At 59.1% G+C, this 13,737-nt stretch carries 14 protein-coding genes; 8 read left to right on the forward strand and 6 right to left on the reverse strand.

The window, feature by feature from the left end:
- Nucleotides 1–60: 60 nt before the first annotated feature.
- Entirely contained in the window at nucleotides 61–495 is a 435-nt protein-coding gene (locus tag ACP7B3_RS17040; RefSeq protein WP_017529542.1) for a YkgJ family cysteine cluster protein, read from the forward strand.
- A 191-nt stretch (nucleotides 496–686) separates the two neighbouring features.
- On the opposite strand, the gene typA is transcribed toward ACP7B3_RS17040, so the two are convergent.
- Together typA and thiI are read right to left on the reverse strand one after the other, a co-directional pair.
- On the reverse strand, nucleotides 687–2,507 hold the full coding sequence (gene typA, locus ACP7B3_RS17045) for a translational GTPase TypA (RefSeq protein ID WP_032890153.1): 1,821 nt from the start codon (nucleotides 2,505–2,507) through the stop codon (nucleotides 687–689).
- A gap of 139 nt (nucleotides 2,508–2,646) precedes the next feature.
- A complete protein-coding gene (thiI, locus tag ACP7B3_RS17050) occupies nucleotides 2,647–4,101 on the reverse strand; it encodes a tRNA uracil 4-sulfurtransferase ThiI (RefSeq protein ID WP_426179785.1) in 1,455 nt (484 codons plus the stop codon).
- Between the two features lie 334 nt (nucleotides 4,102–4,435).
- On the opposite strand from thiI, the gene glnA reads away from it, so the two are divergent.
- From glnA to ntrC, 6 genes are all read left to right on the forward strand, one after another.
- Nucleotides 4,436–5,842: a glutamate--ammonia ligase gene (gene glnA, locus ACP7B3_RS17055; protein WP_034117297.1), complete on the forward strand. Its 1,407-nt coding sequence runs from the start codon at nucleotides 4,436–4,438 to the stop codon at nucleotides 5,840–5,842.
- A 276-nt stretch (nucleotides 5,843–6,118) separates the two neighbouring features.
- Entirely contained in the window at nucleotides 6,119–6,538 is a 420-nt protein-coding gene (locus tag ACP7B3_RS17060; protein ID WP_426179788.1) for a cupin domain-containing protein, read from the forward strand.
- A 129-nt stretch (nucleotides 6,539–6,667) separates the two neighbouring features.
- The gene (locus ACP7B3_RS17065) at nucleotides 6,668–7,204 is read left to right on the forward strand and encodes a chorismate mutase (protein ID WP_145159903.1); all 537 of its coding nucleotides are present in this window, start codon (nucleotides 6,668–6,670) and stop codon (nucleotides 7,202–7,204) included.
- A gap of 129 nt (nucleotides 7,205–7,333) precedes the next feature.
- Nucleotides 7,334–7,960: a hypothetical protein gene (locus ACP7B3_RS17070; protein ID WP_426179790.1), complete on the forward strand. Its 627-nt coding sequence runs from the start codon at nucleotides 7,334–7,336 to the stop codon at nucleotides 7,958–7,960.
- A gap of 232 nt (nucleotides 7,961–8,192) precedes the next feature.
- Nucleotides 8,193–9,278 (forward strand): nitrogen regulation protein NR(II), encoded by a 1,086-nt coding sequence (glnL, locus tag ACP7B3_RS17075; protein WP_016979130.1) that lies wholly within the window; start codon nucleotides 8,193–8,195, stop codon nucleotides 9,276–9,278.
- Nucleotides 9,275–10,711: a nitrogen regulation protein NR(I) gene (gene ntrC / locus ACP7B3_RS17080; protein WP_003218003.1), complete on the forward strand. Its 1,437-nt coding sequence runs from the start codon at nucleotides 9,275–9,277 to the stop codon at nucleotides 10,709–10,711. Before glnL ends, ntrC begins: the two co-directional genes overlap by 4 nt.
- Before the next feature lie 638 nt (nucleotides 10,712–11,349).
- Here the strand turns inward: ntrC and ACP7B3_RS17085 are convergent.
- Nucleotides 11,350–11,790: a hypothetical protein gene (locus ACP7B3_RS17085; protein WP_426179792.1), complete on the reverse strand. Its 441-nt coding sequence runs from the start codon at nucleotides 11,788–11,790 to the stop codon at nucleotides 11,350–11,352.
- On the opposite strand from ACP7B3_RS17085, the gene ACP7B3_RS17090 reads away from it, so the two are divergent.
- Entirely contained in the window at nucleotides 11,789–12,244 is a 456-nt protein-coding gene (locus tag ACP7B3_RS17090) for a tRNA (cytidine(34)-2'-O)-methyltransferase (RefSeq protein ID WP_003171120.1), read from the forward strand. The genes ACP7B3_RS17085 and ACP7B3_RS17090 overlap by 2 nt on opposite strands.
- 154 nt (nucleotides 12,245–12,398) lie before the next feature.
- Here the strand turns inward: ACP7B3_RS17090 and secB are convergent, their stop codons facing one another.
- From secB to ACP7B3_RS17105, 3 genes are read right to left on the reverse strand one after another with little or no spacing between them, the layout of a single operon-like run.
- Entirely contained in the window at nucleotides 12,399–12,878 is a 480-nt protein-coding gene (secB, locus tag ACP7B3_RS17095; protein WP_106577478.1) for a protein-export chaperone SecB, read from the reverse strand.
- Nucleotides 12,879–12,920: 42 nt separating this feature from the next.
- Nucleotides 12,921–13,175, reverse strand: a complete 255-nt coding sequence (grxC, locus tag ACP7B3_RS17100) for a glutaredoxin 3 (RefSeq protein WP_106577477.1) — start codon at nucleotides 13,173–13,175, stop codon at nucleotides 12,921–12,923.
- Nucleotide 13,176: 1 nt separating this feature from the next.
- A complete protein-coding gene (locus ACP7B3_RS17105) occupies nucleotides 13,177–13,590 on the reverse strand; it encodes a rhodanese-like domain-containing protein (protein ID WP_145159895.1) in 414 nt (137 codons plus the stop codon).
- Between the last annotated feature and the right edge of the window lie 147 nt (nucleotides 13,591–13,737).

Raw genomic sequence — 13,737 nt, forward strand, 5'->3', positions numbered from 1 at the left:
AAAAAACCATCAATCCCGGTATGATCGCGCGCCCGGATACAGCCCCACCTTGGAACCCTGATGAAGCCTCAACTGATCGCCGCCGCGGAACTCGACCGTCTCGAGACCTGGCAGAAATATTCCGCCCACATGTGCGGTGGCTGCGTGTCCAGCTGCTGCACGCTGCCGGTTGAGGTGAAGATCAAGGACCTGATCCGCATTGGCATCGTTGATGAATTCGAGCGCGGCGACCCGCCCAAGAACATCGCCAAGCGCTTGCAGAAAGAAGGCATCGTCGAGCGTTTCAATTCCAAATCCGAGATTTTTACCTTGCAGCGCATGAGCAACAACGATTGCCTGTACCTGGATCGTAAGACGCGCTTCTGCACTATTTATGACAAGCGTCCGGATACGTGCCGCAACCACCCCAAAATCGGGCCGCGGCCGGGGTACTGCGCGTATAAGCCCAAGGAAGTGGTGCGCGAGACCAAGTTCAAGACGCTCGATAAGTTCTGATCCGGTTTTTGTGGGGCTTTGAGGGCCCTATCGGGGGCAAGCCCCCTCCCACACTTGAATGTGCTCACAGATCAAAGGTGGGAGGGGGCTTGCCCCCGATAGGGCCGGTACAGCCACCACAAAAATTGCAGGCACAAAAAAACGCCCCCGGCCTTTCGACCGGGGGCGTTTTTCATTCAGCCTGAGTTAACTCAGTTCTTGGCTTTCTTGGCAGCGCGGGTACGCTCGCCTTCGTCCAGGATCTTCTTACGCAGGCGGATCGACTTAGGCGTGACTTCGCACAGCTCGTCGTCCTGGATGAATTCCAGAGCCTGTTCCAGGGTGAAGCGAACAGGTGGAACCAGAGCGATGGTTTCGTCTTTACCCGAAGCACGCATGTTGTCGAGCTTCTTGCCTTTGGTTGGGTTGACGCCCATGTCGTTGTCACGGCTGTTCAGACCAACGATCTGACCGTTGTAGATCTCTTGACCGTGTTCAACGAACAGCTTGCCACGCGCCTGCAGAGTTTCCAGGGAGTAGGTCAGTGCCTTGCCGGTTTCTACCGATACCAGAACACCGTTCTGACGGCCGGACATGTCGCCGGACTTCATGGTGTCGTAGCGATCGAAGATCGAGGTCAGGATGCCAGCACCGTTGGTCAGGGTCAGGAACTGGTTACGGAAACCGATCAGACCACGAGCAGGGATGTTGTATTCCAGACGCACACGGCCTTTGCCATCCGGCACCATGTTGGTCAGGTCGCCCTTACGCAGGCCCATCTCTTCCATGACCTTGCCCTGGGATTCTTCAGGGGTGTCGATGGTGACGTTTTCGAACGGTTCCTGCTTCACGCCGTCAACTTGACGGATGATCACTTCTGGACGACCAACGCCCATTTCGAAGCCTTCGCGACGCATGGTTTCGATCAGTACCGAGAGGTGCAGCTCACCACGGCCGGAAACCTTGAACTTGTCAGCCGAGTCGCCTTCTTCAACGCGCAGAGCAACGTTGTACAGCAGCTCTTTGTCCAGACGTTCCTTGATGTTACGGGACGTCACGAACTTGCCTTCTTTACCGCAGAAAGGCGAGTCGTTTACCTGGAAGGTCATGGAAACGGTTGGCTCGTCAACGGTCAGAGGCTTCATCGCCTCGACGTTGTCCGGCTGGCACAGGGTGTCGGAGATGAACAGCGAGTCCATACCGCTCACGCACACGATGTCACCGGCAAATGCTTCTTCAACGTCGATACGGTGCAGACCGTGGTGACCCATCAGCTTCAGGATACGGCCGTTGCGTTTCTTGCCGTCGGCGCCGATGGCGACAACCGGGGTGTTCGGCTTGACGCTACCACGAGCGATACGGCCAACACCGATAACACCCAGGAAGCTGTTGTAGTCCAGTGCCGAGATTTGCATCTGGAACGGACCGTCACGGTCAACTTTTGGCGCCGGTACGTTGTCGACGATCGACTGGTACAGCGGGGTCATGTCTTCAGCCATGTCGGTGTGTTCCAGACCGGCAATGCCGTTCAGGGCCGAGGCGTAGACGACTTTGAAGTCCAGCTGTTCTTCGGTAGCACCCAGGTTGTCGAACAGGTCGAAGATCTGGTCCAGAACCCAGTCCGGACGCGCGCCTGGACGGTCAACCTTGTTGATGCACACGATCGGACGCAGGCCGGCTTCAAACGCCTTCTTGGTCACGAAACGGGTTTGCGGCATAGGGCCGTCTTGAGCGTCAACCAGCAGCAGAACGGAGTCAACCATCGACATTACACGTTCAACTTCGCCGCCGAAGTCGGCGTGGCCCGGGGTGTCCACGATGTTGATGTGGTAGCCGTTCCAGTTGATAGCGGTGTTTTTAGCCAGGATGGTAATACCGCGCTCTTTTTCCTGGTCGTTGGAGTCCATCACGCGCTCGTCGTTGAGCTCGTTGCGCTCCAGGGTGCCGGATTGACGCAGGAGTTTGTCTACCAGGGTGGTTTTACCATGGTCAACGTGAGCAATGATGGCGATGTTACGTAGATTTTCGATCACTTGTGTATCTCGATCAGAGGATTCGGTGTGCTGACAGGTCGTGGCAGCGATTAACAGTAGAGTCAGGCCTTGCCGTTACAGCTTGACGGCAGAGTCGGGGGGCCGGTGACGCAGGCCACAGGCAAACAGCCCCGGGCTCTTAGCTCGGTCGATAAACGCGCACATTGGCATGCCCCTCACTGAGCAAATGGTGGGCATGCAGGCGACTCATCACGCCTTTGTCGCAATACAGCAGGTACTGACGGCTGTTATCCAGTTCCTTGAAACGCGCGTTCAATGCGTAGAACGGCAGCGTTTGCACGTCGATGCCAGCGATTTCCAGCGGCTCATCTTCGGCGGCATCCGGATGACGGATGTCGACGACAATCTGGCCGGCCAGGACTTCGCTGACTTCTTCGATTTGCACATCCTGGCCCAATTCGTCGATGACGCGATCGATCGGGACCATTTTGGCGTTCTCGAGCGCACGCTCCAGAATCGCCATGTCGAACTGTTGTTCTTCGTACTCCACGCGGTTGCGCTTGGCGTGGGTCTTGGGGTTCACCGAGATGACCCCGCAATATTCAGGCATGTGTTTGGCAAACGCCGCCGTGCCAATTTCTTCGGCCTGGTCGATGATGTCCTGCTTGTGACTGGCGATGAGCGGGCGCAGCACCAGCTTCTCGGTCACGCAGTCGATCAGCGACAGGTTCGGCAGCGTCTGGCTGGAGACCTGGGAAATCGCTTCACCGGTCACCAGCGCGTCGATCTGCAGCTGATCGGCAATCCGCGACGCAGCGCGCAACATCATACGCTTCAATACTACGCCCATATGACTGTTATCGACTTTGCCGAGAATTTCGCCCAGCACTTCCTCAAACGGCACGCTTACGAATAGCACGCGCTGGGAGCTGCCGTACTTCTTCCAGATAAAGTGCGCGACTTCCATCACGCCCAATTCGTGTGCACGCCCGCCCAGATTAAAGAAGCAGAAGTGGCTCATCAGGCCGCGGCGCATGATCTGGTAGGCCGCCACCGTGGAATCGAAACCGCCAGACATCAGTACCAGGGTCTGTTCCAGGGCACCCAGCGGGTAGCCGCCGATGCTGTTGTGCTGGCTGTGGATCACAAACAACCGTTGGTCGCGAATTTCCATGCGCACTTCAATTTGCGGCGCTTTCAGGGAAATTCCGGCAGCGCCGCACTCGCGACGCAGCTTGCTGCCGACGTATTTCTCGACGTCCATGGAGCTGAAGGTGTGCTTGCCGGCGCGCTTGCAGCGCACCGAAAAGATCTTGCCTTCAAGCTCGCTACCGTAGTGCTGTTTGCACTTTTCGGTGATGTCGTCGAAGTCGCCCAGCGGGTACTCATCCACCTGCAGGAAATGCGCGATGCCCGGCATGCAGCTCAGGCGCTCAGTCATGTCCTTCAAGGCTTTGACGTCGGTGACACGGGTTTCCAGCTCGAGGTTGTCCCACACGCCGTTCACCACCACAGCCGGGTCCAGGTCACGGAGCACGGCACGGATGTTCTTGGCCAACTGACGGATGAAACGCGTCCGTACCGGTCGGCTTTTGATGGTGATCTCGGGGAACACTTTAACGATTAATTTCATGGAAACAGCGCGCGCCGGGCCTGCTGAAAAAGGGGGGCGCGGATTATAGCGGAAATCGCTCAAGGTTTAACCAGTTAATATGCATCAGACACAACGCGCACCAAAACGGGTCATTTGCGCAAATTAACGCTACATTGCAGTGCGTTATTTATTACGCTTCAGCGGATTGCACCTTTATAGGGGCCATTTTGAGGCAATAAGGCCATGTTGGCGCACTGGCATGCAATTTGCTCTCTTGTGAGGCAGGTTGCCTTGGTCGAGTATTCGCGCCGGCATCACCCACATTCTAAGGGCTAACTCCACTACCCCAGCCCGAAGCCACCCGGAGGACACCATGTCGAAGTCGGTTCAACTCATCAAAGATCATGACGTTAAATGGATTGATCTGCGCTTCACGGACACTAAAGGTACTCAGCACCACGTGACCATGCCGGCTCGCGACGCGCTGGATGATGCTTTCTTCGAAGAAGGCAAAATGTTCGACGGTTCCTCCATTGCTGGCTGGAAAGGCATCGAAGCCTCCGACATGATCCTGATGCCGGACGACAGCACTGCCGTTCTCGACCCGTTCACCGAAGACCCAACCCTGATCATCGTCTGCGACGTGATCGAGCCTTCGACCATGCAAGGCTACGACCGCGACCCACGTGCGATCGCCAAGCGTGCCGAGGAATACCTGAAGTCGACCGGTATCGGCGACACCGTATTCGTAGGCCCAGAGCCAGAATTCTTCATCTTTGATTCGGTCAAGTTCAAGTCCGACATCTCCGGTTCCATGTTCAAAATCTTCTCTGAACAAGGTTCGTGGATGTCCGACCAGGACATCGAAGGCGGCAACAAAGGCCACCGTCCAGGCATCAAAGGTGGCTACTTCCCAGTTCCGCCATTCGACCACGACCATGAAATCCGTACCTCCATGTGCAACGCCATGGAAGAAATGGGCCTGGTCATCGAAGTTCACCACCACGAAGTGGCGACTGCCGGCCAGAACGAAATCGGCGTGAAGTTCAACACCCTGGTTGCCAAGGCTGACGAAGTTCAGACCCTCAAGTATTGCGTACACAACGTGGCTGATGCCTACGGCCGTACCGCTACTTTCATGCCTAAGCCGCTGTACGGCGATAACGGCTCGGGTATGCACGTTCACCTGTCCATCGCTAAAGAAGGCAAAAACACCTTCGCTGGCGAAGGTTATGCCGGCCTGTCCGACACCGCCCTGTACTTCATCGGCGGCATCATCAAGCACGGTAAGGCCCTGAACGGCTTCACCAACCCGTCGACCAACTCCTACAAGCGTCTGGTCCCAGGTTTCGAAGCACCTGTAATGCTGGCTTACTCGGCGCGTAACCGTTCCGCCTCGATCCGTATTCCTTACGTGTCCAGCCCTCGCGCTCGCCGTATCGAAGCGCGCTTCCCGGATCCAGCAGCCAACCCGTACCTGGCCTTCGCTGCCCTGGTCATGGCCGGCCTGGACGGTATCCAGAACAAGATCCACCCAGGCGACGCCGCCGACAAAAACTTGTACGACCTGCCGCCTGAAGAGGCCAAAGAGATCCCACAAGTGTGCGGCAGCCTGAAAGAAGCCCTGGAAGAGCTGGACAAGGGCCGTGCGTTCCTGACCAAAGGCGGCGTATTCAGCGACGACTTCATCGATGCCTACATCGAGCTGAAAAGCGAAGAAGAAATCAAAGTACGCACCTTCGTACACCCACTGGAATACGAGCTGTACTACAGCTGCTGATCCGGTAGCGCCGCTTAAAGCGGCGTGACAAAAAAGGCCTCCTTCGGGAGGCCTTTTTTTATGCCTGAAAATATCGAAGCTACCCGCGCGGCGCGAGATAAGGCCGCCGTCGGTACCCGTCAAAGCCATCGTGTTTCTGGCGGCGTTGCGACACCTGCCACGCCCACCTCTTACACCACACCGGCAGATAACTGCGCAGACTCACCGCCTCGCCCGACATCCATCCCGATCTAACGCCCGTAGCCTGAGGCACTACTCTGCTCAACGGATCAAATCATGTACAACCGCTCGCTCGCGCTCATCGCCTGCCTGTTCCTGCACGGGTGTGGCACCCCGCCCAAAGCCCCTGCGCCGATCGAAAGGCAAATCCTGCTGCAAAGCAGCGCATCCTGGGACGGTACGCCTTATACCGGCTACCCCCAAAGCGCCCCGGAGCTGACGCTGTTGAAGCTCAAGATTGCGCCACACACAACCCTCGCCTGGCACACACACCCGATGCCCAATGCGGCTTACATACTCAGCGGCGAACTCACGGTGCAAAGCCGCGACAGCGGGCACGCTCAGGTTTTCAGACAAGGGCAGACACTCGCCGAGATGGTCAACATCGTCCATCGAGGCGTCACAGGGGATACGCCGGTGGAGTTACTGGTGTTTTATGCCGGCAGCCTCGGCATGCCGCTCTCCCACACCGATTGATGGTGGCCTGCGCCACTAACTGCCGGGCGCAGGCGCGCGCAAAAAATCTCAAGCGTGCCGCGCGCCTTCAATAATTACGCGTTATCGTTGGCGACCTTCGAACACGCTCGTGCCTACAGGGGACCGCCTTTGAAACATCGACTCGTACTTGCCTTGCTGTTCGCCAGCGCCACCGCCACTGCCGCGCCGCCGACACTCGAACCGCTGCTCAACAGCATCGCCGAGCGCCTGACCATCGCCGACCAGGTCGCACTGAGCAAATGGGACAGCCACAAAGCCGTGGAAGATCGCCCTCGCGAACAGGCTGTGATCGCCAGCGCGAGAGCCCAGGCCCCCGACTACAAAGTCTCGCCCGAGGCGGCGGAGCAGTTTTTCTCCGCGCAGATAGAGGCGAATAAACTGGTGCAATACACCCGACTGTCCGACTGGCAGTTTAAAGGCAAGGCGCCCGATACGCCGCGCCCGGACCTGACCGGCAAGATTCGCCCTCAACTGGACCAACTGCAAAAGCGCATGCTGCAACAATTAGCCGACTTCGGCCCCGAGCGCAGCAACCCGCAGTGCCCGCACTGGGTAGCCCTGGCCGTGCACGAACCGCTTAACGATCCCTTGGTGCAGATCGCAATGACCCGCGCCACGGCCGAGTTGTGCGTCTACACGCCTTGAAGGATAAGGGCCTGCTTCATTGAAGGCCCTTTCCCGCACCTTGGTTAAATCGCGGAAATGTCTGATACATCCCAGGCCATCGGGCCTCTACGATGCAGCGTCCTGCCGCCACTCGCCGATGTCTTTGCGATGAACCTTAGCTGTAAGACCCTGTGTTCACTGACGCTCGTGCTCAGCCCGATCGCCGCAGCGCAAAAACCCACACCGTCAACGCCCCTCGACCTTGAGCCCACGGCCTGGACGGTAGAAGCGCCTTACCCGCAAAGCACGATTATCAATGCCCGCATCAATGGCACCGCTGCCCACGACGGCAATTCCAGCATGGCGATCCTGCATGTGGCGTGCTACAGCGCGCCCTTGCGCCCAATGATCTCGCTGCTCACCCACACCGACCAGTTGCATTTCAAACCCGGTATTTATGAAGGCCCGGACGCTCGCTCCACCGGCCCGCTCAGCCTCACCACCGGCGTGCTTCCAGCCCGCACTTACCGCGTAAACGGCTATTACAGCGCCGAGCCCACGCAGCAGCACGGCGTGCTGTTCAAACTCACCATGCCCGCCAACCGCCAAGAACTGCGCGAGTGGATCACCGATGACATGGGTGGCCAGCGCATCAGGATGACCATTCCCTCCGCCATTCCCGGTGATTCGCCACTGAGCGCCGAGTTCATCCTGCCCAAAGACAGCACAGGCTTGCGCGAGGTCATCAAGCCTTGCCTGAACAATCGAAAAAGCACGCCTAAAAAACCTTCCTGAACAAACTTCGCAAAACTGCACTATATTGGTGCGTAGCGCCGCACCCTTCCCACCCAGACAGCCCATTTTGGTTCGAATCTTCCCGAGTGAGCTGGCAGAACGCCACAGTTTCGCGCCTTAAACCCCTATTTCAGGGCTTTAACGCTTCTTTTCGGAGCCTTGGTTTGGTTTTTGCATTTTCCTTGTATCAGCGTGTGCCTCAAGCCCGCGCCTTGCTCCAAAAGAGGTCCTGATGACCATCAGCGATGCACTGCACCGTTTATTACTCGACAACCTGACCACCGCGACCATTCTGCTCAATGACGACCTGCGTCTTGAGTACATGAACCCGGCGGCGGAGATGCTCCTGGCCATCAGCGGCCAGCGCAGCCATGGGCAGTTCATCAGCGAATTGTTCACCGAGTCGGCCGAAGCCTTGAGCTCGTTGCGCCAGGCGGTGGAGCAGGCACACCCGTTCACCAAGCGCGAAGCGATGCTCACCGCCCTCACCGGCCAGACCCTGACCGTCGACTACGCAGTAACCCCGATCCTGAGCAACGGTGCCACCTTGCTGCTGCTCGAAGTGCACCCGCGCGACCGCCTGCTGCGTATTACTAAAGAAGAAGCGCAGCTGTCCAAGCAGGAAACCAGCAAGATGCTGGTGCGCGGCCTGGCCCATGAGATTAAGAACCCGCTGGGCGGGATTCGCGGCGCCGCGCAATTGCTCGCCCGCGAGCTGCCGGACGAGAACCTCAAGGACTACACCAACGTCATCATCGAAGAAGCCGACCGCCTGCGTAACCTGGTGGACCGCATGCTCGGCTCCAACAAATTGCCGTCGCTGGCGATGACCAACGTGCACGAAGTGCTGGAACGCGTTTGCCAGTTGGTCGAGGCCGAAAGCCAAGGCTGCATCACCCTGGTACGCGACTACGACCCAAGCATTCCGGACGTGTTGATCGACCGCGAACAGATGATCCAGGCCGTGCTCAATATCGTGCGCAACGCCATGCAGGCCATCAGCAGCCAGAACGAGCTGCGCCTGGGCCGCATCAGCCTGCGCACCCGCGCCCTGCGCCAATTCACCATCGGCCATGTGCGCCACCGCCTGGTAACCAAGGTCGAGATCATCGACAACGGCCCGGGCATTCCTGCAGAACTGCAGGAAACCATCTTCTTCCCCATGGTCAGCGGCCGCCCGGACGGTACCGGGCTGGGCCTGGCCATTACCCAGAACATCATCAGCCAGCACCAGGGTTTGATCGAGTGTGAGAGCCATCCCGGTCACACCACCTTCTCGATCTTTCTGCCTCTGGAACAAGGAGCCCCATCGACATGAGCCGTAGTGAAACTGTCTGGATCGTCGATGACGACCGTTCTATCCGCTGGGTCCTCGAGAAAGCCTTGCAACAGGAAGGCATGACCACCCAGAGCTTCGACAGCGCCGACGGGGTGATGAGCCGCCTGGCGCGCCAGCAGCCGGACGTGATCATCTCCGACATCCGCATGCCCGGTGCCAGTGGCCTGGATTTGCTCGCGCGCATCCGCGAGCAGCACCCGCGCCTGCCGGTGATCATCATGACCGCGCACTCGGACCTGGACAGCGCTGTCGCGTCCTATCAGGGCGGTGCCTTTGAATACCTGCCCAAGCCGTTCGACGTGGACGAGGCCGTGGCGCTGGTCAAGCGCGCCAACCAGCACGCCCAGGAACAACAGAACCAGGAAGCCCCACCGGCCCTGACCCGTACCCCGGAAATCATCGGCGAAGCGCCGGCGATGCAGGAAGTGTTTCGCGCCATCGGGCGCTTGAGCCACTCCAACATCACCGTGCTGATCAACGGCGAATCGGGCACCGGCAAAGAGCTTGTGGCTCATGCCTTGCACCGCCACAGCCCGCGGGCGGCTTCGCCGTTTATCGCGCTGAACATGGCGGCGATTCCCAAGGACTTGATGGAATCCGAGCTGTTCGGCCATGAAAAAGGCGCGTTTACCGGCGCGGCCAACCTGCGTCGCGGGCGCTTTGAACAGGCGGACGGCGGCACGTTGTTCCTCGATGAAATCGGCGACATGCCGGCAGACACCCAAACCCGCTTGCTGCGCGTATTGGCTGACGGTGAGTTCTATCGCGTGGGCGGGCACACGCCGGTCAAGGTCGATGTGCGCATCATCGCGGCGACCCACCAGAACCTCGAAACCCTGGTGCACGCGGGCAAATTCCGTGAGGACTTGTTCCACCGTCTGAACGTGATCCGTATCCACATCCCACGCATGTCGGATCGCCGCGAAGACATTCCGACCCTGGCTCGTCACTTCCTCAGCCGCGCCGCTCAAGAGCTGGCCGTCGAGCCGAAGTTGCTCAAAAGCGAGACCGAGGAATATCTCAAGAATCTGCCGTGGCCGGGCAACGTGCGGCAGCTGGAGAACACCTGCCGCTGGATCACCGTCATGGCCTCCGGCCGTGAAGTGCATATCAGCGACCTGCCGCCGGAGCTGCTGAGCCTGCCGCAGGACTCGGCACCGGTGACCAACTGGGAACAGGCGCTGCGCCAGTGGGCCGATCAGGCCTTGGCACGCGGCCAGTCGAACCTGCTCGACAGCGCCGTACCGGCGTTCGAACGGATCATGATCGAAACCGCCTTGAAGCACACCGCCGGCCGCCGTCGCGACGCCGCTGTGCTGTTGGGCTGGGGCCGCAATACCTTGACGCGCAAGATCAAGGAGCTGGGGATGAAGGTCGATGGCGGCGATGATGATGAGGGTGATGAAGGCTGATCACAGCCTTCTCATCCACTGAATATCAAATGCGGGAGGGGGCTTGCCCCCGATTGCGGTGTATCAGCCACATACTCGCTGGCTGACACACTGCTATCGGGGGCAAGCCCCCTCCCACATTTGAATCTCCTGCACGTTTGGATCTCCACCAGGCTTCAGACCGTGCACCGCTTCAATGCACCATGAACCGGCATCGGGCACAGCTCCAACCCCTGAAACGACCAAATCATTAACAAAAAATGAATCGCCAAAAACACCAAAGCCCCGTATTTCGGGGCTTTGCGCTTTCTGGCATTTTTTTTGGCACACATTGCAAGTTCTGGCACGCGCCCTGCAATAACCCTTGTACTACCCAGTTTCGGGGACCTTGGTACAGGCAGGCCGAGAATCCCCTCTTTACACCTGGGGTGCTTGATGCGGATCGCGTCGCGCCCCACACCCGTTTCGGGAACCTCGGTACAGGCAGGCCGGGGATTCCCTCTTTAACACCGAAGCCTTTGGCTTCACCCCGTTTTGGGAGCCCTGGTACAGGCAGGCCGGGAACTCCCTTCTTTACACCCGGGGCTTATGTGGCACAGCGCCCGTAGCCCCAGCCCGTTTTGGGAACCTTGGTACAGGCAGGCCGGGGATTCCCTCTTTTATTCCTCGCGCAGATGGATCTGCAACCGCCAACGGCCATCGGCCTTCTCCCCTTTCCACTCCCCGCGCAACGGCCGAGCCGCCACCAGGTTCAGCAGCAAGCCGCCATCGGTCTTGCGGATGCGCCAGTTCACATCCTTGTCATTGACCTTGAGCTGCCCGCTGGCGGCCTTGCCCAGCGCGTCAAACAGCAGCGCCACGGTGCCGTCGATATGTTCGCCGTGCAGCTTGGGTTCGCTGTTGAACCACACCACCAGGCCGTCCGCCGCGGTCTCGAACTGTTGCAGTTCGACCGGGTCCGGCGTTGTGAGGCGGCCGATCATCAAGCCGATCATCAAACCGACAATCGCCAATGAGCCCAAAACCCTGGGCAATAGCTTCGGTCTTGGGTCGTCTTCGGGGGTAGAATGCAGCGCATCTTTGCCTTCGGAGCCGTGCATGTTTCACGTCATCCTTTTTCAACCAGAAATTCCGCCGAATACCGGCAACGTTATCAGGCTGTGCGCCAACAGTGGCTGCCACCTGCATTTGATCGAGCCTCTGGGCTTCGACATGGACGACAAGCGCCTGCGCCGCGCCGGGCTGGACTACCACGAGTACGCCACGCTCAAGCGCCATGCGGACCTGGCCAGCTGCCTGGAAAGCCTGGGCCACCCGCGGCTGTTCGCGTTCACCACCAAGGGTTCCCGGCCATTTCATGACGCCAGCTTTGCCGAAGGCGACGCTTTCCTGTTCGGCCCGGAAAGCCGTGGCCTGCCGGCAGAGGTGCTCGACGCCCTGCCCGACGGCCATCGCCTGCGCTTGCCGATGCGTGAGGGCTGCCGCAGCTTGAACCTGTCCAACACCGTGGCCGTCGCCGTCTACGAAGGCTGGCGCCAGCTCGGTTTCAAGTAATACACATAGCAAATGTGGGAGGGAGCTTGTGTGGGAGCTGGGCTTGCCCGCGATGCAGGCACCTCGGTGTATCAGTGATACCCAGGTGACGCTATCGCAGGCAAGCCAGCTCCCACACAAGCCCCCTCCCACATTGGTTACCGCGTCGGGCCCATTACTGAACGGTCGACGAACCTTCTGTTTGCATGCGCTGCAGCTCTTGCGCGTACAGGGCATCGAAGTTCACCGGAGCCAGCATCAGCGCCGGGAACGAGCCACGGGTGACCAGGCTGTCCAGGGTCTCACGGGCATACGGGAACAGGATGTTCGGGCAGAACGCGCCCAGGGTGTGGCTCATCGAAGCCTCGTCCAGGCCCTGGATCAGGAAGATACCGGCCTGTTGCACTTCAGCGATGAAGGCCACTTCTTCGCCGTTCTTGACGGTGACCGACAGGGTCAGCACGACTTCATGGAAGTCGCCTTCGAGTGCCTTTTGACGGGTGTTCAGGTCCAGCGCAACGCTTGGGGTCCATTCCTGGCGGAAGATGGCCGGGCTTTTCGGCGCTTCGAACGACAGGTCACGCACGTAGATCCGCTGCAGCGAGAATTGTGGGCCTTGGTCTTGCGCTGCTTCGGTGTTCTGTTGGTCAGTCATCGCAGATCCTTCTTGATCTTGGGGTCTTTTAGGGGTTAGGAGTCAGACGAGCAGCAGCGCATCAAGCTTACCGGCGCGCTCCAGGGCGAACAGGTCATCGCAACCACCGATATGCTTGTCGCCGATCCAGATCTGCGGCACGGACGTGCGTCCCGCTTTCTTGGTCATCTCGGCGCGCACCTGGGGCTTGCCATCGACCTTGATCTCTTCGAAGGCAACGCCCTTTTTCTCCAGCAAAGCCTTGGCTCGCATGCAGTAAGGGCAATAATCGCTGGAATAAACGACAACCTGGCTCATATCACTTCACCAGCGGCAGGTTATCGGCCTTCCAGCTGCCGATACCGCCGGACAGTTTGGCGGCGGTGAAACCGGTCTTGAGCATCTCGCGGGCGTGGGTGCCGGCGTGCTGGCCTTGGGCGTCGACCAGAATAATGGTCTTGCCTTTGTATTTTTCCAGCTCGGGCAAGCGTGCGATCAGCTTGTCCTGCGGAATGTTCAGGGCGCCGACGATATGGCCGGCGGCAAAATCCTTGGCCGGGCGAATATCCACGACAACGGCCTCATCCTTGTTGACCAGTGCGGTCAGCTCCGACGTGCTCAGGCTGCGGCCACCGCGGCTCATTTCATGAGCGATCAGCAGCGCCAGCAGGATGACGAAGGCACCCGCGAGCAGGTAGTGGGCAGTGGCAAATGCAATCAGGTGATCAACCATCAAGGAGGTTCCAGGGCGTTAAAATGGCGGTAAGTATACACAGCCGTCAGGGGGGGCCAACCCCCGTAAAGCGGTGACGTGGTCGGAACTTCGCTTTAAACTGCCACTCCCTTTTAGATTGCCTTCCTTTATTACCGCCGCGAGAGG

It is taken from the genome of Pseudomonas sp. TWRC1-2 (genome assembly GCF_049896685.1).
Classification (GTDB): domain Bacteria; phylum Pseudomonadota; class Gammaproteobacteria; order Pseudomonadales; family Pseudomonadaceae; genus Aquipseudomonas.

What these genes read in the sequence shown, in the direction of transcription:
- ACP7B3_RS17040 (WP_017529542.1), top strand. Translation starts at nt 61, where the DNA reads ATGAAGCCTCAACTGATCGCCGCCGCGGAACTCGACCGTCTCGAGACC.
- thiI (WP_426179785.1), bottom strand. Translation starts at nt 4,101, where the DNA reads ATGAAATTAATCGTTAAAGTGTTCCCCGAGATCACCATCAAAAGCCGA.
- glnA (WP_034117297.1), top strand. Translation starts at nt 4,436, where the DNA reads ATGTCGAAGTCGGTTCAACTCATCAAAGATCATGACGTTAAATGGATT.
- ACP7B3_RS17060 (WP_426179788.1), top strand. Translation starts at nt 6,119, where the DNA reads ATGTACAACCGCTCGCTCGCGCTCATCGCCTGCCTGTTCCTGCACGGG.
- ACP7B3_RS17070 (WP_426179790.1), top strand. Translation starts at nt 7,334, where the DNA reads ATGAACCTTAGCTGTAAGACCCTGTGTTCACTGACGCTCGTGCTCAGC.
- glnL (WP_016979130.1), top strand. Translation starts at nt 8,193, where the DNA reads ATGACCATCAGCGATGCACTGCACCGTTTATTACTCGACAACCTGACC.
- ntrC (WP_003218003.1), top strand. Translation starts at nt 9,275, where the DNA reads ATGAGCCGTAGTGAAACTGTCTGGATCGTCGATGACGACCGTTCTATC.
- ACP7B3_RS17090 (WP_003171120.1), top strand. Translation starts at nt 11,789, where the DNA reads ATGTTTCACGTCATCCTTTTTCAACCAGAAATTCCGCCGAATACCGGC.
- ACP7B3_RS17085 (WP_426179792.1), bottom strand. Translation starts at nt 11,790, where the DNA reads ATGCACGGCTCCGAAGGCAAAGATGCGCTGCATTCTACCCCCGAAGAC.
- secB (WP_106577478.1), bottom strand. Translation starts at nt 12,878, where the DNA reads ATGACTGACCAACAGAACACCGAAGCAGCGCAAGACCAAGGCCCACAA.
- grxC (WP_106577477.1), bottom strand. Translation starts at nt 13,175, where the DNA reads ATGAGCCAGGTTGTCGTTTATTCCAGCGATTATTGCCCTTACTGCATG.
- ACP7B3_RS17105 (WP_145159895.1), bottom strand. Translation starts at nt 13,590, where the DNA reads ATGGTTGATCACCTGATTGCATTTGCCACTGCCCACTACCTGCTCGCG.